We start from the raw sequence: 19,341 nt of genomic DNA, 5'->3' as shown, positions 1-19,341 counted from the left end.
TGTATTTTAAAATCAAAAAAGTATTTTTATACATACAAAATACGTTTTATAAGCAAATATAATAAATTCAAAATTTAATTACAAAAACTGAATATTTACCGAAAAAATTGTAGTTTTACTAAAATAATTAATAGTATTCAAGCAAATGCCGAAAATAGGCATAGACAAGAAACACACGCGAGACATTGAGCAGTATACAATATTTTTTATTCGTACTTTCAACTCTAAAAGGAGAATGAATAAGCTCATGGCTGAAAACATCAAAGCCGTAACTCTGGAACATGTAAAAAATTATTCCAAACATTTCAACGAACAGCGCGCAAATCTTCTCGCAGCAAATGCAGCAGTAACAAATGGTGTGCTTAAAGCCGCAACAAGCTACCAAGGCAAGCGTGCTCTTCCTCGCGAATTCTCAATAGAATTAAAACAAGGCAGCATTACCAATCAGAAGCGCTCCGGACGCTGCTGGATGTTCGCCTCACTTAATACTTTGCGATACGAAGTAATGCATAAGTGGAATTTAGACGACTTTGAGTTTTCAGAAAGCTACCTATTCTTCTGGGACAAGATTGAAAAAGCAAACGCTTATTTGGAAAATGTGCTTTCAACACTTGATGAAGATGTTAATAGCCGACTTTTTGAGAGCATTAACTATGGTCCAATCGATGACGGCGGCTGGTGGCAAATGTTCGTCAACTTGGTAAACAAGTACGGACTTGTGCCAAAGAGTGCATATCCAGATTCACAGAACTCAGTCGACTCTGATGCATTCGTACAATACATCAATACCAAGTTGCGCGAGTTTGCATACGAATTGCGTGAAGCTCATAAGAACGGAACTTCTTTGGAAGAATTGCGCGAAATGAAAGTTCGCGATTTGGAAACCGTTTATCGCATGACAACTATTGCCCTGGGTGAACCACCTGCACAGTTTGACTTCTTCGCACGAACTAAAGATGACGATGACGATAAGAAGGACGGCGAAAAAGACGAAACCAAGAAAGATGGCGAGAAAACCGGCAAAGCTGACAAGCCAAAAACCGGCAAAGATGAGCGTCCAATGATTTGTGAATACGGAATTACTCCACTTGAGTTCGCAAAGAAGTACGTTCCAGTTGACGTAAACGACTTCGTAACAATATGCAACGCGCCTATGGAACGCACACCATTCAACAAGCTCTACCAATTTAAGTACAGCACCAACGTAGCTGAAACAAAGGAAATGGAATTTGTTAATGTGCCTCTCGATGTATTCAAAAAAGCAGCTGTAGACCAATTAAAAGATGGTCATCCAATCTGGTTTGCATGCGATTGCACGCAGTTCTCCTTGCGTGACAGTGGCTTCTTCGATCCTGCAGTTGTGCGCGTAGATGAATTGTTTGATGTGAAGTTTACATTCGATAAAGCTCACGGCTTGGAATATATGGATTGCCCAGGAAATCACGCAATGACATTCACTGGCGTGAATCTTAACAAAGATGGCGAGCCAGATCGCTGGAAGATTGAGAACAGCTGGGGCAAGGATGCTGGCGAAGACGGCTATTATGTTGGCTCAGCAGAGTGGTTCGATCGTTATGTGAACGAAATAATCATCAACAAAAAGTACCTTGACAAAGAAACTTTAGCTGTATTGGATCAAGAACCAGTAATGCTTGAACCGTGGGCGCCACTTTCGAAGCGTTGCCGTTAAATCGTTACCATTAAAATTAAGTTTGGTAACTATGTGAGCGCAGATTGCTTTTGCAGTTTGCGCTTTTATTTTTTGTTTTACTTTTTTTCACAAATTAAAAAGAAGCCCGGCGGGAAGAGAAACCCGCCGGGGCAGAGAGAAAGAGAGAAGAAGGTTTCAATTATGGGGTTCGAAAACGAACCTCGCTAATGGCGAACCATTAACATATGTTAGTATAGCTAAACATTCGTCCAAAGAAAAGAGTTTTTCCTTAAAATTTCCTTAAAATATTTTCTTTTAGAGAACCATTTGCTATGTTCTTTAATTTTACAATTTATTTATTGAGAATTTCAACCTATTTCTCACTATTTTCCAAAGATTTTTTTGCTGCAGCAAGTCTTTCCGCTTCGACACGCTGACGCTCGGACAAAGCAGATGCAAAACGCTCAAGCTCCTCCTCAACTGCTTCTTTTGGAATCTTGGCAAAAATAGGACTTGGCTTAGGCACAGGCGTACCTGCTACCAACTCCTCACTCTCCCAAGGATGAACAGTTTCCCCCAAGCGATAATCGCCCGTAATAATCGGATACTTGAAGTCTGGATTATCCAAATCTTCAACTTCTTCAATATGAGGCAAAGGCGAGAATACGCCAGTGCCACCAAGTGCTTCCCAAACTTTTTGAGCTGCATGAGGCAAGAATGGCGCAAGCAGATGATTAGCATCCGAAACAGCCTGAGCTGCAACATGCAACACAGTACCAAGGCGATCCTCATCATCTTTAATTTTCCAAGGCTCAGTTGCAGAAATATATTTATTAATATCCGCAACTACTCGCATTGCTTCAGTAAGAGCATTCTTCTGACGATGACGCTCAATCAAACTACCAACCAAAGCAAAAGCATCAGAAGTTTGATCGAGAAGAGCGCGATCCATTGCAGTCATAGAATCTTCATCAAGAGGAGGAATTGCACCAAAGTTCTTATTAATAAGATTTGCCACACGATTGACAAGATTACCCCAGCTTGCAGCAAGTTCTTCGTTATTGTGACGAGCAAACTCAGCCCAAGTAAAATCAGCATCAGAATTTTCTGGACCCGCAATAGAAATGTAGTAACGCACAGCATCTACAGGGTAACGTGCCAAAATATCCTTCACATAAATCACGATTCCGCGCGAAGAGCTGAACTTCTTGCCTTCCATAGTCATGAACTCAGAAGCAACAACCTGTTCAGGCATGTTCAATGGGCCATAAATGCCAGCCTCACCACCTTTAGAACCAGCACCGTTGTAGGCAAGCATTTCCGAAGGCCAAATCTGAGAATGGAAAGTAATGTTATCTTTGCCCATGAAGTAGTATCCAGGAGACTTAGGATCACACCACCAATCACGCCAAGCCTCTGGCTTGCCTTGTCGACGAGCCCATTCAATAGATGCAGACAAGTAGCCAATAACAGCATCAAACCAAACATATAAACGCTTATTTGGATTATCAATCCATCCTTCAACAGGAACAGGAATGCCCCAATCAATATCGCGCGTAATAGCTCGCGGCTTTACTTCATTAAATAATCCAAGCGAGAAATTAATAACATTCGTGCGCCAACCTTCGCGAGAATGAAGCCAGTTAACATTCGCTTCAGCCAAAGCAGGCAAATCTAGGAAATAATGTTCAGTTTCTTCAAAGCGCGGAGTTTCACCATTAATTTTAGAAACTGGATTAATAAGCTCATCCGGATCAAGCTCGTTTCCACAAGCATCACATTGATCGCCACGAGCACCATCTGCGCCACACAATGGGCATGTGCCTTCAATATAACGATCTGGCAAAGTACGACCAGTGGAAGGAGAAATAGCAACCTTCTGAGTGCCCTTGTAAATATAGCCGTTCTTTAAGCACTGACGGAACATTTCTTGCACAACATGCTCGTGATTTGCAGTGGTAGTACGCGTGAACAAATCGTAGCTCAAACCTAAATCGCACAAATCCTTAGTAATCACACGATTATAACGATTAGCAAGCTCTTGTGCAGAAACACCTTCCTTATCTGCTTCAACCAAAATAGGTGTACCGTGCTCATCCGTGCCAGACACCATTAATACGTCATTACCTTTCATGCGCTCGTAACGCGCATATACGTCTGATGGGACCCCGAAGCCTGCGACGTGACCAATATGACGAGGGCCGTTAGCATACGGCCAAGCAACATTCACCAAAATATGACTCATAGACAATTATTATCTTGTTCAACGCGGACAGTACATAAGAACATTGCAAAAAGAATCCCAAATATACGAGAAAAACACGCTGGATAACAAGCCTCACACGAGTTCATCCACATATCCACAAGTTATAAAACCAGCCTGGAATTGAAGCAAATATAAACATAATCTCAACTTATGCACTACGAAACTAATGCACTAGAAAACATGCACTAAAAAAACAACAATATGCACAATACGAATCGTAAATAATCGCGCTGAAAAATAAATATGCAAAAAGAAAGGATTAAAGAAAATTGAAAAACCAACAAAATATGCGCAATTTATTGGATATTTGCGAAGAAACACAAACGCAATTCCCAGAATTACTTGACGACAACCATTTACCAGGTCCAATGTGCATGAAAAAACTTTCTCAAATTGGTGTATTCAATAGGCTTGATTTAAATGCAGGATATTCAAATAAGGCAGCTATTTCCACTCAAGGAAGAAGCAATATTGTGAGCAATCTTATGCCTACAGAAAGCATAGCCTGTTTATTTACTGCAGCATGGGTTTGGATAGGAGGTCATTTTCCTGAAAATATAGATGTTATTGATTATGGGCACAGAAGAAAAAAGCCGCACGGTCATGCGATTCGCGCATTTCGAAGACACTTAAACAATGAAGAATACGTAATACTTGGAAAAATTAGAATAACAACGCCAGAACGAACAATTTGCGATTTAGCGTACACTCCAAGCGAAAACGAAGAGCACGAACCTTATAGAAAAGATATTGCTCACCTATTGATATCTAAATACAGCATTGACTTGCGAAAATGCAAACGTATTATTGACGGAAACCCATATTTCCCAGGCTCAATACATGCAAGAAATTGGATACGAAACATTGCGAAAGAAGCAAACAAACCATGGAAATGAAGAACTCTTATGCAACTAAAACAAACAGCCCCCCAAAACCACCTATAATACTCACGCCATCTGTTGCTATCGACCCTGCAACAAAAACGGAAGTGCTATGGTACATCGCGCAAAAAATACCGGAACTTCGAAAATGGATTATTGCAAACCCCTCAGCAGACGCGCAAATTTTAGAATATATTTCTCAACAAGGTGGACCTGACGTTCGTTACAGTTTTGAAGTGCTATTTTCTGCGTATAACAGCAATGAATAGAAAGCAAAAAATAGTAGCAAAAGCAGAAATCTTACTTTTGATCAGGTTTATGCTCAAGACAAGACGCATAAACTTGCTTACGATTAGCAAAAGATCCGTCAGCAAACGGATGCTCTTTTACTACTTTTGTAATTGCTTCTTTTATGCGCAAACCTTCGGATTCTGCACATTCAAGCGAAAGCTTTGCAAGAGCATCAATGCTTAAATCTGTGCTTTCAGACTGCACTTCTTCATCACTTGCACCACCGATAACTAAAACTATTTCACCTCGAGGAGGATCCGCTAAAACACCATCGTGAATACTTTGCACAGTTCCACGACGAATTTCCTCAAAATCTTTTGTAAGTTCACGGCATAACGCCATTGGACGATTAGAACCAAGTACTGCCAATATGTCTTCCATTGCTTCTGCAATACGATGTGGAGTCTCATAAAATACTATTGTTCGTCGCTCGGCTTTAAGTGAGCGCAAATGCTGTTGACGCTCACCAGATTTACGAGGCAAAAAGCCTTCATAACAGAAGCGATCGGTTGGCAATCCAGAAAGAGCAAGCGCATCTAAAACTGCACTAGGACCAGGCGCACAAGTAACAGGCAAATCTCGCTCTATTGCACGTCGAACAACAGCAAGACCCGGGTCGTTAATGGTAGGCATACCTGCGTCTGAAACAACAAGAACAGTGCTACCTTGCTCAACTTTGTCTAGCAAGCCATCTGCCTTATTCCGCTCATTATGATCGTGATATGCGATTACGCTACCAGAAACATGCACACCAAGGCGATTCGCTAAATCATAAAGCCTACGCGTGTCTTCAGCAGCAACAATATCAGCAGTTTCAAGAAGATTAATTAATCGTGCAGAAGCGTCTGCCATATTCCCAATAGGCGTAGCAGCTAAAACAACTTTACCTAAACTATCTTCTTCGTTACACATCTTGAATCTCCTTATAAAACTTCTTAAAACTCTACACGAATTTATAAAAGAACGCACTTACAAAGCGAGGTATTTGATTAGAATTATGCTTAGTGTAATTGCAATATAAGCGAAACGAAAAGAGACACTATGAAGATTATAAATCAGAAAATAAAAAGTATAGATGGAAGCGATGCGCAGCTTATTGGGTATATTTTAGACGATAATTTAGATAGCAAAGGCTTGCAAAACCGTCCTGCAATTCTAATTTTGCCAGGCGGTGGCTTCTTGCGCGTATCGAATCGTGAGGCAGAGCCTGTTGCCATGAAGTTTGCTGCAGAAGGATTCCACACTTTTGTGTTGCGATACTCGCTTACTCCAAGCACATACCCAACTCAGCTTTTAGAAGCAGCAGAAGCGATGAGCTTAATTCGCAAAAACGCAAAAGAATGGCACGTAGATGCGCAAAAAGTTGCAATTATTGGATTCTCCGCTGGAGGGCATGTGGCTGCAAACCTTGCAACTAGCGTTAGCGACGAAGTTGAGGAAGCAAACGGGTATGCTGCTGATGACGTGCGACCAAATGCTCTTATGCTCGCATATCCTGTTATTTCTGCTGGGAAATATGCGCATAAGCCAACGTTCGATCGTCTATTTGGAGAAGTTAGCAACGAAGAGCGAACTGAACTTGTCAATAAACTTTCGCTGGAAAATCACGTGGATCGTAAAACTCCACCTGTATTTGTATGGCAAACCATTACTGATCAAACAGTTCCAGTAGAAAATTCAATAATGTTTGTGAACGCTTGCGTTGAAGCTGGAGTAAGTGTTGAAGCGCACCTGTTCCCTAAAGGACCTCACGGCTTAGCTTTGGCAGTTAAAGAAACAGCAAAACGCGACGAAAACGGAAATGTGCTTACTGAATTTGTGCAGCCAGAAGTTCAGCAGTGGGTTAAGCTTGCTTGCGATTGGTTGCATCGCACTTTTGCGTAATTTAACTTCAACTCTCCCGCGTTTGTTCCCTTTTTAACCCATTTGGTAAACAAAGCAAAAACAAAACGTCGCCCACACACCATGATTGATATGTCGACGACGTTTTGTTACTTGCTATTAATAAGTAATTTTAATTAATCTCAATATTTAAGAGAAAATCACACTATTAATATTTCACACTATTTTTGGCATTGGAGTAGTTAGTGAAGATGTGAGATTTACTTGCACAACTCCAGCTCCAGCGTGAACTTCCACTTTCTTCAATGTCACAGTGCGAGAATCTTCAGGTGCATGATCATCGTCAGTCATAGTTGCTGGCGACTTTACAGCAACAAGCGCGAGGCCATCGAAAACAACTCCAGAATTTGCACACAAATTCTGCGCTTCTTTCAATGAATCAGCAAAACCTGCTTTATCGATCACACGCTCAGTAGGAACACCGTAAGCTTCTGCGCACAGCAAGTTAATTCGCTCCCTAAGCGTCTTTCCACGCCTACTTTCTGGAACTTTCGTTTCAACATCATCAGTTATTGCAGACACAAAATCGTCCAGCTGATTTGCCAAACCATCGCCACCATCGCGGAATAAATTGCCAACAATCGGCTTTCTGAATCCTAAAGACTTAGCTTGTTCCAACAATTCAGGAACTTGATTATCTTCACCTTCCCACAAATTAATCAACGGGAACGTAGGGATATTAAGAGATTCCAAACGAGAAACATGGAATGGGTAACGCCAAGCCAAAGTTTCGTCATCTCGCCAAGTAGTTGCGCGAGTAACTACAACTGCAGCAGCAGGCCACTTTGCACCAAACTCGCGAGCAGCAATATCTAACCACTTTTGAGCACCAGCATCCGTACCATAACCTGCTTCTACAACCACAACATCATGCTCAGCGCAAGCCATTTCAACACTTACAAGGCTTGGAATACCAAGCGAAACGTTCGCAAACGGGCCACAATGAACGTAAATTGGAGAACCATTAATCGTCTCAGTTTTAGCAGGCTTTACAGCGTCGACAAGAATATTGGTGATTCGCCACAAATCCACAAACTCGCCAAACTGAACAGGCTTACCGTCTTTTGTGCCAGCAATCATTGAAGAAACACGATGAGAAATCTCGTCCATACTGCGCGACAACACTACGATTTGCATGAGCTCGCAAGTTGGCGTCAAAACGACGCGCTCAGGAACAGTCCCCTTGCCAAAATCAACAGCAATGCTTCGCAAAGATCGCGAAGGAACTTCGCTAACTCGAGGAACTAAAATAGTATCAAGGGCACCCTCGTCGACTGCTTTTTCCGCAAACGACACAAGCAAATTCTGCGCGCAAGCAATAGCAGCCATTTCACCACACAAACCCCAGTCAATCAACTCAGGGTGAGAAAGCGAAGACTTACCGCCACCACTTGCACCACCTTTAGAACCAGCAGCTGTAATGCCCATGCTTGGCTGACGAAGAACTGCAGCTGCGTCCACACCTCGCTCACGCAAAGCATCAACCAACGCAATAGTTGTAGTCGTTTTACCTTCTCCGCGAGAAGCTTTCAAAGGAGTATCAGCAGTAACAAGCAGAACTTTACCGCGCTTCCTAGGCTCCTCTGGATGTTGCTTTAAATAATCCAAGTACCCAAAGGCATCAATTTTTTTAACCAAACCGAATGTTGTAGTGTATGAATCAAGAATGCTCATGTACCCCTCTTTCATAGGCATATTGGCACAACTATGCATGCGGATAATGTTAATTACATGATTCATACTATACGATTGTTTGTTCGCAGCATAGGCACCACACGCAATATCTATACGCGCTATTAGCAACGTCTATAGCAAAATAACAAAAGATAACAAAAATGCCTTCCACATGAAATAAAAAGTTCATTTCTTAGGAAGGCATCTGAGTTATTAAATTATTTTCGTAAGTTTTTCCATATCAATTACGAGAAAACTTATTTAATTGCATTTCAGTGATCGGAACGATTAAAACCATTCTTCATACGCATGCTAGTGATGTACAGAACTGTGTCAAGCAAAGAATCGGTTTCTTTCTTCAACTTTGCTGCCATGTCGTCATTTGCTTCAGCCAAAGCCTCACGCACTTTGTCGTTACGGAGCTCTGCAATAATAGCTTCAGGATCGCGAACTAAATCATCGTAATCTTCACCTTCATCACCTTCACGCTCTGGCTCGTAATCAGCCAAATCAACGCCAAGAAGATCTGCCACGGCAGCATCCGTAGACTTGACCATTGCGTGACCAAGGGAACCGACAACTTCCTGGTAGCGCTCAATCGAATTTGCAGTATCGTTAAATGCGGCATCCGCAAGAGCAGCAATAATGCGATTCTCCCAATAGAAGTTTTCGCTTGTTACGCGAGTAGTCGTATCTTCCAAATACTTTGGAGTGCGATTTACGTTTGGATAGAACGGAATCAAAGAATTGAAAGGATTAGAACCGTAAGTAATCCACTGAATTGCACGCATTGCTTCCGGCATGTAAGGGCGGATTTGCATTACAGCAAGCTCGCTTTGACGGTTAATGCCGATTGGACGCAACATGTGACGAGTATGCTCATCTCCAAGCTTGCCGTAAGGATCATACTCAGTGCCCTGATAGTGAGAGCTCAAAACGTACTTAACGTCTTCAATTGTTACCTTGCGCTCAGGCTGGCGAGCCCAAGGAATATCGTTGCTGTCCGGACGATGATCAGCGTCTTTACCATCCCACACTTCGTCATACGGATTCAAGAAGCGCTCCATGAACCATGCACGAGGAGTGTTGTAAACGTGGTCGGCATCCGAATGAGAGCCGAAAGCGTCGCGAGGATTGAAAGGAGAAGCGTTTTCAACCGACAAATCCAAGTAATTTTCTTCAATAAACTCAAGCAAATCAGCCGAGCACATATGCTCCTCTTGAGTGTCAAAAGCATCATCTAAATCGAACTCGTCAATTCCAAGCTGGTTTGGCATAACAACATAAGCTTCATCCGGCACACGCTTAGCAATCCAATGATGACCACCGACAGTTTCAAACCACCAAATCTCGTTCACATCCGAAAATGCAACGCCATTCATCTCATAAGTGCCGTACTTTTCAAGCAATGCGCCCAAACGCTCAACACCTTCGCGAGCGCTACGAATATAAGGCAAAACAAGCGTTAAGAAGTCTTCTTCACCAATTCCACCCGGCACTTCCGGCTTATAGTCAGCATCCCCAACTTTGCCTTGCGCTTTTTGAAGCTCAACCATTGGATCTGCGCCTAACACACGCTCGTTGGATGTAAGCGTTTCAGTTGCGCTCATTGCAACGTTTGCTTCGTTAACGCCAGCTTCTCCCCAAATTCCTTCGCGCAAGTCTGCGTTTGGCACGCTTGTGTATTGCATTGGATTATCCGGCAACTCAACTGTTACGTGGCTAAGAACAGACTTATAAACGCGAGGTTGATCTTCCGGCTTTACTACCACTAAGCGCTTTGGATTAAATTCGCCATTTGCGGAGTCTTCGTTACGCGCAATAAGCGTAGATCCGTCGTAGCTTGCTTTTCGACCAACAAGAATTGTTGTGCATGCCATATTTGCATCCTCTGTTTTTAGATTTTATATTTTATTTTTAGATTTATTACTGTTTGATTCTAACGCTTAGGCGTTAACTGCTGACCTAATTGGTTGCCCTCGTGCTTGCGTTTAGGCTTTACCAGTAAGGAACATGCCATCAGCATCTACACCTGAAGTTACGTTTCTTACTTCACGCAACAATTCATTCATATAGAATCCCGGTTTAAGGTTTGGCAAAGGCTTTTCTGTACCAAAAACTTCAAACATGTATTCGTGATCTTTATCAGGAGGCTGCGGGCCGTTGTAACGCATAGTAATTGCTGGATCAGTGCAACCAATAAATCTGCTAGCTTGCGAGTTACGTCCTTGAAGCGCTTCTGGAATCATAGAAGTCATCGTGCGAGAAAAATCTTCCGGTATTTGCAAAGCGTGAGAATCGTTAAAATCAAACATTAACGCTTCAACAGGCACGTTTGCAGCAGTCCAGTGAATCCACTCAAAACCGCATACCGGTATTGCGTCGTCGTCAACAAAACGCCAATGCAAATAATGCACGAAAGATGGCAATTTATCTATATAAAATGGAAACGAAACTACTGGAATTCCATTGATTTTATTCTGCTCCGGCGCAGCTTTAGAATAATCGTCTGGAACAGTAGTGAAATCTGTAGAAATATTCATAATTTAAGTATCTACCATTACACAACACTAATCAACTGCGCGAGTAACAAATAAACGCAAACGTTCACGTAATTTAATTGTTCAAGCAGATTGTGACGCTCAAGCAAAAAACACTACAGAAACAACGCTAACTGCATAATTTGACGGTCAATATAAAACGTGCGCCCAGAAAAATCTAAACTGGGCGCATTAACTAAAATGTAATTTTTTACCGTACTCTATTTATTTTGTAACAGCCTCCTCATGAGTTTCAGCAGCCTTAGCTGCCATAGCTGCTTTCTTAGCAGCACGCTCTTGCTTCTTAATTTCTTCAATGAACTCAGCATGCTTTACTGCAGGAAGCCAGCCAGTGTTAACAACCTTAACCTGCCATACCCAAGCCAAGGCAAACAGAATAACAGCAACAATAATCAAGCTTATAGCACCAACGCCAGCACCGAGGTGAGCGAAGTTACCCACAACAGTACCAATCCAACCAAAGTCAGCATCGCCGAAGGTGGAGTTTGCCAAGCCGAAGGAACCCATAACAGTAAGCAATACTGCTGGAAGGAATGTAATAATTAAACCGTTAATAAAACCACCGAGAATAGCACCACGACGACCACCGGTTGCATTACCAAACACGCCTGCACCACCACCATCGAAGAAGTGAGGCACCATTCCTGGGAGAATTAATGCCAATCCCCAAGCTGGACCCATCCAAATTGCAATAAGTCCGAGAGCTACAAGACCTCCAACGAAGGAAGACAAGAAGCCAATAAGAGAAGCATTAGCACCGTATGGGAATACGATTGGAATATCCAATGCTGGACGAGCGCCTGGAACGACCTTGTTAGCAATACCCTGGAATGCAGGAACCAATTCACCTAAAATAATACGAACGCCGTAGAGGATGACACTAACACCAATTCCAAATTGCAAAGCCTGAGCAAAAGCCGCCATGTAGAAGGCACTATAGTCCGTAGGATGAGACGCGAAAATCTTGAAGAGTTCCTTTACTGGCAACACAACCGAAGCCCACACTGCGAATACCAAATACAGCACAACCATCAACAAAGTCGTGGAGACCATTGAATCACGCAAGAAGCTCAATCCCTTAGGGAAGTTGATATCTTCAGTAGACTTAGACTTCTTACCAACAGCAGCACCAACAGCACCAGAAACAATGTAACTTAAGGAGTTAAAGTGACCAATCGAGAGCTTATCGCTACCAGTAATACGGTTCATAAAAGGCTGCGCAAAAGCTGGCAGAACAACCATAACCGTTGCCATAATGACAGAGCCGACAATAACAATAAGCAACTGGTTGCTTGCGCCAAAACCAACGGAAAGAACTAGAGCCAAAAGCATAGACATGAACACCATGTGGTGACCAGTCAAGAATATGTACTTCAGAGGAGTAAAGCGTGCAGCAAGAAGCATAAGAACGAAGCTGAGCACAATAATGTACGCAGAAGTAGCACCGTACTGACCTGCAGCCTGAGCAGTAATAACCTCATTTGTAGGTACAACACCATGAGCACCAGTAGACTTCAAAACCAAGTCACCAAATGGAGCAAGAGCGCCAACAACAACGCCAGCACCTGCACCCAAAATGAGGTAACCCATAGCAGCTTTTAAGCCACCTGCAATCACCTGTCCTGCACTACGCTTGAGTGCGATAAGACCGATTGCTGCAATAATACCAATCAAATAAGCCGGCACATTCAAAATCTGCTGACTTATGAAATTTAAAACCTGAACTACAATGTTCATCTTATTTCCTTCTTTTTATTTAGAAAAAGCGAATAGCGCATGAAATAACAGTATGACTATGCCAAAGCAGTAAGCACGCAATCAGCATAATCAAACGTTTATTTGTTACACATAATTTATGCGTAACGCTCAAGCACACCCTTCACCTCTTCAACATCCATGAAATTTTCAATTGTTTCTACAGGAGTGGTAGTGCCCTCAAGCTCTGGAGCAAGCTGAGGAGAAGTGAGCACAAGATCATTCATATTGGCAGTACCTTTTGCACTTCCAGCATCGGAAGTAGTAACTGTAACATCAAGACCTAAGTCTGCTGCCGCAGCCTCAACATTGATTTTTAAAAGTACAGACGTGCCAATGCCGTTTCCGCATACACATAGAATATTCATAGATAACCTCTTTCGTTGAGTTGTATTTTTTTAATTTTGCAAAATTAGCTAATTCTTTAGTATTTAACTTTTAAGAATTGCGCGAATTTCTTTAGCGTTTTTTGCTTGCGCAAGTTCTCTAGTCTTCACAGGATTAGACAAAGCTGCAGCAACCGCGGACATAACGCCAATATGCTCATTTTCATCGTGACCTGCAAGACCAATTACTAAAGAGACCGGATCGTTGGCAGTGTTACCAAATTTAACGGGCGTACTTAAACGAATCCAGCTCAAACCACTTTTTAACACTGCTTCCGACGGGCGCGAATGCGCCAAAGCCAAGCCTGGGGCAATAACAATATACGGACCCATTTTTTCAACTGTTTCAATCATCTGATCCGTATATTCATCAGTAGTAAAGCCAGACTCCTTCAAAGCATTGCCCGCAAGACAAATAGCATCACGCCAATCTTTCGCTGCAATATCAAGGTTTACTGCAGAATCCGGGAGAAGCTCATCAATATCAGCACTCATATTTTCTCTTTTCTAAGCATGTTAATTATTCTTGATTATTTCTGATTGGTAATCGAATTTTTAATGTTCTTCGTAACGATCATATTTTGAATTACTCCCTTGGCTTATTCTTGCATGATTGAGTGGTAGAACTTTCCAGCTAAAGCCTCATGAGCTTTAGCTTTAGCTTCATCAAATGTAGTTTGAGCAAGTTCTGCTCGAACATCGTCCAAAGCAACTGGCGTCATAGAAAGCGAGTTAATACCGAGACCTGTAAGAACAATCGCTAAGTCTGGATCTGCTGCAGCTTCTCCACACACTCCGACTGGCATACCATGTGCGTTACCAGCGTCTGCAATCATTTTGATCGCGCGCAACACTGCAGGGTGCCAAGCAGTTTGATAATTAGAAACAGACCCAAGGGTTCTATCTGCTGCAAGAGTGTATTGCGTCAAATCATTCGTTCCGATAGATACAAAATCAGCAACTTGAGCAACCTCCTCGGCAACAAGAGCGATAGAAGGCACCTCTGCCATAATGCCAACCTTTTTAAGACCTTTAGATTTACCAAGTTTTACAAAATATGCTGCTTCATGTTCGTCTGAAACCATTGGAGCCATCACCCATAAGTCAGCATTCGTCACAGCATCAGCACGAGATAATGCCTCCAGCTGACCATCTAGAACATCCATATGCTGTCTTAGAGTACGCAAACCTCGAAGTCCGAGGGCAGGATTTGGTTCATCTTCAGGAGTCAAGAATGGTAACGGTTTATCTGCTCCAGCATCAAGCAATCGAATAACAACTTTCTTGCCTTCAAACTGAGATAGTAACTCTGTATAAGATTCTGTTTGTTCTTCTATACTAGGCGGTTGCTCGTTACCAATAAACAGAAATTCCGTTCGGAATAGACCTACTCCTTCTGCTCCATACTCATGAGCAGTTACGGCATCTGAGGGCTTTCCTACATTTGCCAAAAGAGGAATCAAATGACCATCTTTTGTACTTCCAGGCAATCCACGCAATTCACGAGCGCGGCTTAAACGCTCACGAGACTCTTTAACATGCGCGATCTCTTCTTCACTAGGACTGCTTATAACATGACCATTAACGGCATCTACTACAACAATTTGATGATTCTTCAGCTGAGAGGCATCGTGTGCTCCAACAACAGCAACAATTCCACGAGCACGAGCAAGAATAGCAGTGTGACTTGTAGGACCACCATCAAGAGTGACAATTGCCTGAACCTTGCTTAAATCAAGTGAAGCTGTATCAGCAGGTGAAAGATCCCTAGCAACCAGCACAAAAGGCGAATCACTTTCCGGCACCCCAGGAGCTTCAACACCAATCAAAGATGCAATAACACGCTGGCCAACATCATGCAAATCTCCTGCACGCTCAGCCATGTAACCACCAAGATTACGCAACATGTCTTCAAATTGTGCGAACCCTTCCCAAGTGGCACGTTCCGCTGTTTTCCCCTTATCAATACCAGATTCAATTGCACTTATTAACGCTGGATCCGATGCCATCTGTGCAAGAGCTTGCATAATTGGTGCTGCTTTTCGAGTCCCCTCATCCTTTGCTTCAAGAGCCTCACTTGCACGATGGTTTAGGTCTTTATTTACTTCATCTAAAGCATTTTTAACAGCCTTTTTTGCATCCTCAGCCAACACACTAACAGCACGAGGAGAATCCTCTGGCTCATGCAAAGCAGGTGCCATACACAATACTTCACCATATGCCATCGAGCGCCCAATGCCAACACCAGTGATTACCATACTTAAAACCCTCCTTTAGGTTTAGAAACTTTATTACGGCCGCAACGCCGCATAAGCATTTCTTGTAGGTAAACGTTTCTTACTAATGAAACTATACACCATTAAAAACGTTGTTACAACAAGTGAAAACGTTTTCTGTATTTTTCAATTAATTATGCTACACTTAATGTTGAAAATAGCAAACAAAAAAACCTTAAGAAAAAATATGGTTTGCTTTTATATGAAAAATAAAAATAAAAGCAGAATTTGTTAATTATTATTCAAAGGAGAAAAAATGGCAATTGCAACTCGTACTGTTACTATTGAAGACCCAGTTGGAATACATGCTCGCCCAGCGTCAGAATTTTCTCAAGCCGCGATGTCCTCAAATTGCATTGTAACGATTGCGAAAGGCGAAGGTACCCCTGTAAGTGCGAATAGCATTCTTTCAATTATGGGATTGGGTATTACTAAAGGAGATTCAATCACAATTACCGTTGATGGTGAAGACGCTGAAAATGTAGCTAACAATCTTGTCGATGTAGTCACGAAAGGCGAATAATATAAATAAATAAGTGTACATAAACTGACAAATAAATAATATTCAATTTGCGGTGCTGTTTACCAATAATTACAGCACCGCACTTATTCGGGGGCAAATATGACAAATCAAACTAATCAAAACGCCTCCATAACTCATGTAGCAGCTCTTGCAAAAGTTTCAATTGCAACAGTATCTCGTGTACTTTCTGGTAGACGAGCCAAAGATGACGATATTGCAAAACGCGTAAGAAAAGCTGCAGAGCAGCTTAATTATTCAGTAAATTATGCAGCAAGCGCATTAAGAAGTGACACAACTAATACAATCGGCGTAGTAATAGGCACAAGCAACGTAGATGATTCATTCAGTGTAAATATGCTTTCTGCATTGGATGAAGCAGCTCATGAAATAGATAAAATACTTCTTGTTGGAACTGGAAAAGACGCAGAAGCTCAAGAAGAACGCATAGAAGAGCTTATCGGTCATAATGTTGACAGTCTTATTGTCATGCCATCTAACAATAGTGATTTAACAAAAACACTTGAAAACTACGTTGACAATCTTCCCATTGTGCAAATTGGTGGCACTGCTACTTCATTCCACGTCAATTGGGTTGGCATGGATCAAGAATCAATGATGGAAGCTGCTTTAATACATCTTTCGCATCACGATGCCCATAATATTGCTTATTTAAGTGGAAATGTTGACTCCACACAAAGCGCAAACCTATTTGCCAATTTTCAGACTGCTGCAAGCCGATTAAGTTTACTTTCTGAGCCAGATTGGACAACTTTTGGAGAACTTACTTATCAACGTGGATTCAAGGATACAATGCGGCTTTTTTCTGATTCTACTGCTAAGCAATCTCGCAAACCAGACGCTGTTATTTGCGCAAATGACGCTGTCGCACTTGGAGCACTTCTAGCTTTAGATGAGCTTTCTTTGCAAGTTCCGCAGGATGTTCTCGTAATAGGTTACGGAGATAGCAGACAGGCAGAAATATCTGAACCAAAGCTTTCTTCAATCCGTCCTCCGTACCAGCAAATTGCACGCGAAGCAATCCGCCTAACCGCTGTCAACAAATCAGAGCAACATTGGTTACCTGCACATATGGAGTTTAGACCAGAAATCATGCGACGCGAATCAACAAATTCACCAAGAATAGGCACAAGCGATATGTCACTTCCGTGGAGGATATGATACTTTTGCATTTTATTGACTTTGCAAAAGTGAGCAAAATAGCGCTTCAAAAACAAGAGTTGCGTTACCATTTCTCGAAAGCCGACGACGAGCAGTAGCAATACTGTCAACGCAATCCAAGGCTCTACTTGCTGTCATGCTTTGTGCCAACTGGACAATTCTAGACTTGTATTCCTGATTTATAATTGGCGAAGACTTTTGCGCGTCGTTAATAACAACTAAAACGTCTCTATACACGCTATCGATTGCGTCAAGAGAACGGCATAACACGTCACGGCTTACACGAGTTACTTTACGTTTTACATCATCCTTTTTTCCAATTGCATTGTAGTTTGCGCGCAATTTGGGCGGAATGCGATCCTCATCGCCTAATCCGTTAATTCTGCGAAATTCTTTTTGTTGATCCTCAACATTTCGCTGAACCTCATCTTCTGCTTGTGCCTTTGCATCGTCAATAAGCATTGCAGCAAGCATAATTGCGTCGGCAGCATCATGCATACGAAGCAATCCTGCAACAAGCTCATCTCGCCTACTTAAAGCACGCTCATCGCTTGCGTAAATAAAAGCAGTTGCTATATTTCCTTGAGAAAGCCTGGCTGCACGACTCGCTAGCTTATTATCCGCATCCGTTTTTTTAGTAAGATATTCTGCTATAGACTGCTCGTTTGGAGTAGCTAATTGCACAAGTTGTGTACGCGAACGAATTGTTGGAAGCACATCCATAACACTTGAAGCGCATAAAAGCCAAATCGTATGCTCACTTGGCTCTTCAATCTCTTTAAGAAGAACGTTCGTGCTACGTTCCAACATTCGGTCAACATCTTCAATAATTATGATTCGCCAAGGAGCAGTGCTAGGCATCTGCTCAGAAATCCCAATTGCCTCACGCACATCGTCAATGCTAAGAGTTACGCCTTTTGTTGCAAGCGTATGCACATCAGGATGCGATCCTGCTAAAACTTCTTTGGCAGTTTTACTAAGCTCACCTTCGCCACTAATTCCATCACTGCCTTCTCCATGATCCGGACTTTCGAGAGCTGCAGCGAAAGCGCGCGCAACTTGCGCACTACCGAAGCCAGCAGATCCGCAAATCAGCCAAGATTGCGCTATTTTGCTAGCGTCCGCACAAGCAATGTTTCGCAATCGCGAAACTACCTGTTCTTGCCCAATAACGCTATCCCACACACTCATCGCTTCACCCCCTGCATAGCTTCTCTACTTCTTCACTTTATAAAGTTCGCCATTTTATTTAGTTTCAATTTCTTCAATTAAGTTATGTACGTCTTGCACAATAAGTTCAAATAATGATTTCGCCGAGAACGTTGCGTCTAATACGCGATAACGATCTGCAGACTCCTGCGCTAAATCTAAAAATGCTTCTCTAGTGCGACGAGCGAAATCTATTCCAGCTGATTCCATGCGATCTTGCTCGCGATGCAAACGCTTAAAAGCATCTTCCGGTTGCATATCTAGCAAATAAGTGCGATTAGGCCATAGCGAATCCGTTGCCCACTCACTTAAAGTTCGCACATCATCCATAGTCAATTCGCGACCGCCTGCTTGGTAAGCAAGCGAAGAATCAATATAACGATCCGTTATTACTACTGCACCACGGCTAAGTGCCGGGCGAATCACTTGCGCAACATGCTGTGCACGATCCGCAGCAAAAAGCAAAGCTTCTGTTCTGGCAGATACACTCGTGCCATGCAACAGTATTTCGCGCAAAGTTTTACCCAACTGCGTACCGCCAGGCTCACGCGTCACTACAACTTCTCGCCCCAAAGATTGCAAATAATCCTTAAGAGCCTCAACTTGCGTAGTTTTACCAACGCCATCAATGCCCTCGAAAGAAATAAATAAGCCTTTATTTGCATAAGATTGCTCACTTCTGCAGCCGCAGTTTCCTCCGCAAGCGCAGCCACCAGAAAAATCGTCATTTTTAGATGCCATATTTTTGACTCCATATGCAAGGTTTATTTAATCTTTAGATTTCATT

At 42.4% G+C, this 19,341-nt stretch carries 17 protein-coding genes; 6 read left to right on the top strand and 11 right to left on the bottom strand.

The annotated features are described in order from the left end of the window. Positions 1-247 precede the first annotated feature (247 nt). The gene (locus D0T18_RS06345; RefSeq protein WP_116440696.1) at positions 248-1,690 is read left to right on the top strand and encodes a C1 family peptidase; all 1,443 of its coding nucleotides are present in this window, start codon (positions 248-250) and stop codon (positions 1,688-1,690) included. Between the two features lie 334 nt (positions 1,691-2,024). Here D0T18_RS06345 and metG read toward each other — a convergent pair whose 3' ends face one another. Next, on the bottom strand, positions 2,025-3,896 hold the full coding sequence (gene metG, locus D0T18_RS06340) for a methionine--tRNA ligase (RefSeq protein ID WP_162861151.1): 1,872 nt from the start codon (positions 3,894-3,896) through the stop codon (positions 2,025-2,027). Between the two features lie 290 nt (positions 3,897-4,186). Here metG and D0T18_RS06330 point away from each other — a divergent pair, with 290 nt between their 5' ends. Together D0T18_RS06330 and D0T18_RS06325 are read left to right on the top strand one after the other, a co-directional pair. Next, a complete protein-coding gene (locus tag D0T18_RS06330) occupies positions 4,187-4,813 on the top strand; it encodes a hypothetical protein (protein WP_416090747.1) in 627 nt (208 codons plus the stop codon). Further along, positions 4,804-5,067: a variant leucine-rich repeat-containing protein gene (locus D0T18_RS06325; protein ID WP_116440694.1), complete on the top strand. Its 264-nt coding sequence runs from the start codon at positions 4,804-4,806 to the stop codon at positions 5,065-5,067. The genes D0T18_RS06330 and D0T18_RS06325 overlap by 10 nt, the downstream gene beginning before the upstream one ends. Before the next feature lie 31 nt (positions 5,068-5,098). Here the strand turns inward: D0T18_RS06325 and rsmI are convergent, their stop codons facing one another. Next, positions 5,099-6,001: a 16S rRNA (cytidine(1402)-2'-O)-methyltransferase gene (rsmI, locus tag D0T18_RS06320; protein WP_116440693.1), complete on the bottom strand. Its 903-nt coding sequence runs from the start codon at positions 5,999-6,001 to the stop codon at positions 5,099-5,101. Positions 6,002-6,130: 129 nt separating this feature from the next. Here rsmI and D0T18_RS06315 point away from each other — a divergent pair, with 129 nt between their 5' ends. Beyond that, a complete protein-coding gene (locus D0T18_RS06315; RefSeq protein ID WP_004108020.1) occupies positions 6,131-6,973 on the top strand; it encodes an alpha/beta hydrolase in 843 nt (280 codons plus the stop codon). A 174-nt stretch (positions 6,974-7,147) separates the two neighbouring features. Here D0T18_RS06315 and D0T18_RS06310 read toward each other — a convergent pair whose 3' ends face one another. The 7 genes from D0T18_RS06310 to ptsP all read right to left on the bottom strand — a co-directional run bounded on the left by D0T18_RS06310 (position 7,148) and on the right by ptsP (position 15,625). Then, positions 7,148-8,665, bottom strand: a complete 1,518-nt coding sequence (locus tag D0T18_RS06310; RefSeq protein WP_162861154.1) for a formate--tetrahydrofolate ligase — start codon at positions 8,663-8,665, stop codon at positions 7,148-7,150. Positions 8,666-8,937: 272 nt separating this feature from the next. Further along, positions 8,938-10,545, bottom strand: a complete 1,608-nt coding sequence (locus D0T18_RS06305) for a C69 family dipeptidase (RefSeq protein ID WP_116440692.1) — start codon at positions 10,543-10,545, stop codon at positions 8,938-8,940. Between the two features lie 111 nt (positions 10,546-10,656). Then, complete coding sequence (locus D0T18_RS06300; RefSeq protein ID WP_004108030.1) at positions 10,657-11,208, bottom strand: YbhB/YbcL family Raf kinase inhibitor-like protein; 552 nt, start codon at positions 11,206-11,208, stop codon at positions 10,657-10,659. A 222-nt stretch (positions 11,209-11,430) separates the two neighbouring features. Beyond that, complete coding sequence (locus D0T18_RS06295) at positions 11,431-12,963, bottom strand: PTS ascorbate transporter subunit IIC (RefSeq protein WP_012914509.1); 1,533 nt, start codon at positions 12,961-12,963, stop codon at positions 11,431-11,433. A 116-nt stretch (positions 12,964-13,079) separates the two neighbouring features. Then, positions 13,080-13,349: a PTS sugar transporter subunit IIB gene (locus D0T18_RS06290; RefSeq protein ID WP_004104746.1), complete on the bottom strand. Its 270-nt coding sequence runs from the start codon at positions 13,347-13,349 to the stop codon at positions 13,080-13,082. A 63-nt stretch (positions 13,350-13,412) separates the two neighbouring features. Beyond that, positions 13,413-13,862 (bottom strand): PTS sugar transporter subunit IIA, encoded by a 450-nt coding sequence (locus D0T18_RS06285; protein ID WP_004108034.1) that lies wholly within the window; start codon positions 13,860-13,862, stop codon positions 13,413-13,415. 104 nt (positions 13,863-13,966) lie between these two features. Beyond that, positions 13,967-15,625 carry a phosphoenolpyruvate--protein phosphotransferase gene (gene ptsP, locus D0T18_RS06280; protein WP_116440691.1) on the bottom strand — a complete coding sequence of 553 codons (1,659 nt, stop codon included), beginning with the start codon at positions 15,623-15,625 and terminating at the stop codon, positions 13,967-13,969. Positions 15,626-15,899: 274 nt separating this feature from the next. Between ptsP and D0T18_RS06275 the strand changes: the two genes are divergently transcribed. Together D0T18_RS06275 and D0T18_RS06270 are read left to right on the top strand one after the other, a co-directional pair. Further along, a complete protein-coding gene (locus tag D0T18_RS06275) occupies positions 15,900-16,166 on the top strand; it encodes an HPr family phosphocarrier protein (RefSeq protein WP_004108039.1) in 267 nt (88 codons plus the stop codon). Between the two features lie 99 nt (positions 16,167-16,265). After that, on the top strand, positions 16,266-17,345 hold the full coding sequence (locus D0T18_RS06270; protein ID WP_004108041.1) for a LacI family DNA-binding transcriptional regulator: 1,080 nt from the start codon (positions 16,266-16,268) through the stop codon (positions 17,343-17,345). A 12-nt stretch (positions 17,346-17,357) separates the two neighbouring features. Here D0T18_RS06270 and D0T18_RS06265 read toward each other — a convergent pair whose 3' ends face one another. Both D0T18_RS06265 and tmk read right to left on the bottom strand, forming a co-directional pair. After that, complete coding sequence (locus tag D0T18_RS06265; protein WP_064621982.1) at positions 17,358-18,536, bottom strand: DNA polymerase III subunit delta'; 1,179 nt, start codon at positions 18,534-18,536, stop codon at positions 17,358-17,360. Positions 18,537-18,590: 54 nt separating this feature from the next. Continuing rightward, a complete protein-coding gene (gene tmk, locus D0T18_RS06260; RefSeq protein ID WP_162861150.1) occupies positions 18,591-19,295 on the bottom strand; it encodes a dTMP kinase in 705 nt (234 codons plus the stop codon). Positions 19,296-19,341 lie beyond the last annotated feature (46 nt).

Origin of the sequence: Gardnerella swidsinskii (assembly GCF_003397705.1) — a bacterium.
Taxonomy (GTDB): domain Bacteria; phylum Actinomycetota; class Actinomycetes; order Actinomycetales; family Bifidobacteriaceae; genus Bifidobacterium; species Bifidobacterium swidsinskii.
This window is presented reverse-complemented; position numbering and strand designations above follow the sequence as displayed.

Bases quoted from the DNA above. Each gene is read 5' to 3' on its own strand.
- D0T18_RS06345 (WP_116440696.1), top strand. From the start codon at position 248: ATGGCTGAAAACATCAAAGCCGTAACTCTGGAACATGTAAAAAATTAT.
- metG (WP_162861151.1), bottom strand. From the start codon at position 3,896: ATGAGTCATATTTTGGTGAATGTTGCTTGGCCGTATGCTAACGGCCCT.
- D0T18_RS06325 (WP_116440694.1), top strand. From the start codon at position 4,804: ATGGAAATGAAGAACTCTTATGCAACTAAAACAAACAGCCCCCCAAAA.
- rsmI (WP_116440693.1), bottom strand. From the start codon at position 6,001: ATGTGTAACGAAGAAGATAGTTTAGGTAAAGTTGTTTTAGCTGCTACG.
- D0T18_RS06315 (WP_004108020.1), top strand. From the start codon at position 6,131: ATGAAGATTATAAATCAGAAAATAAAAAGTATAGATGGAAGCGATGCG.
- D0T18_RS06310 (WP_162861154.1), bottom strand. From the start codon at position 8,665: ATGAGCATTCTTGATTCATACACTACAACATTCGGTTTGGTTAAAAAA.
- D0T18_RS06305 (WP_116440692.1), bottom strand. From the start codon at position 10,545: ATGGCATGCACAACAATTCTTGTTGGTCGAAAAGCAAGCTACGACGGA.
- D0T18_RS06300 (WP_004108030.1), bottom strand. From the start codon at position 11,208: ATGAATATTTCTACAGATTTCACTACTGTTCCAGACGATTATTCTAAA.
- D0T18_RS06295 (WP_012914509.1), bottom strand. From the start codon at position 12,963: ATGAACATTGTAGTTCAGGTTTTAAATTTCATAAGTCAGCAGATTTTG.
- D0T18_RS06290 (WP_004104746.1), bottom strand. From the start codon at position 13,349: ATGAATATTCTATGTGTATGCGGAAACGGCATTGGCACGTCTGTACTT.
- D0T18_RS06285 (WP_004108034.1), bottom strand. From the start codon at position 13,862: ATGAGTGCTGATATTGATGAGCTTCTCCCGGATTCTGCAGTAAACCTT.
- ptsP (WP_116440691.1), bottom strand. From the start codon at position 15,625: ATGGTAATCACTGGTGTTGGCATTGGGCGCTCGATGGCATATGGTGAA.
- D0T18_RS06275 (WP_004108039.1), top strand. From the start codon at position 15,900: ATGGCAATTGCAACTCGTACTGTTACTATTGAAGACCCAGTTGGAATA.
- D0T18_RS06270 (WP_004108041.1), top strand. From the start codon at position 16,266: ATGACAAATCAAACTAATCAAAACGCCTCCATAACTCATGTAGCAGCT.
- D0T18_RS06265 (WP_064621982.1), bottom strand. From the start codon at position 18,536: ATGAGTGTGTGGGATAGCGTTATTGGGCAAGAACAGGTAGTTTCGCGA.
- tmk (WP_162861150.1), bottom strand. From the start codon at position 19,295: ATGGCATCTAAAAATGACGATTTTTCTGGTGGCTGCGCTTGCGGAGGA.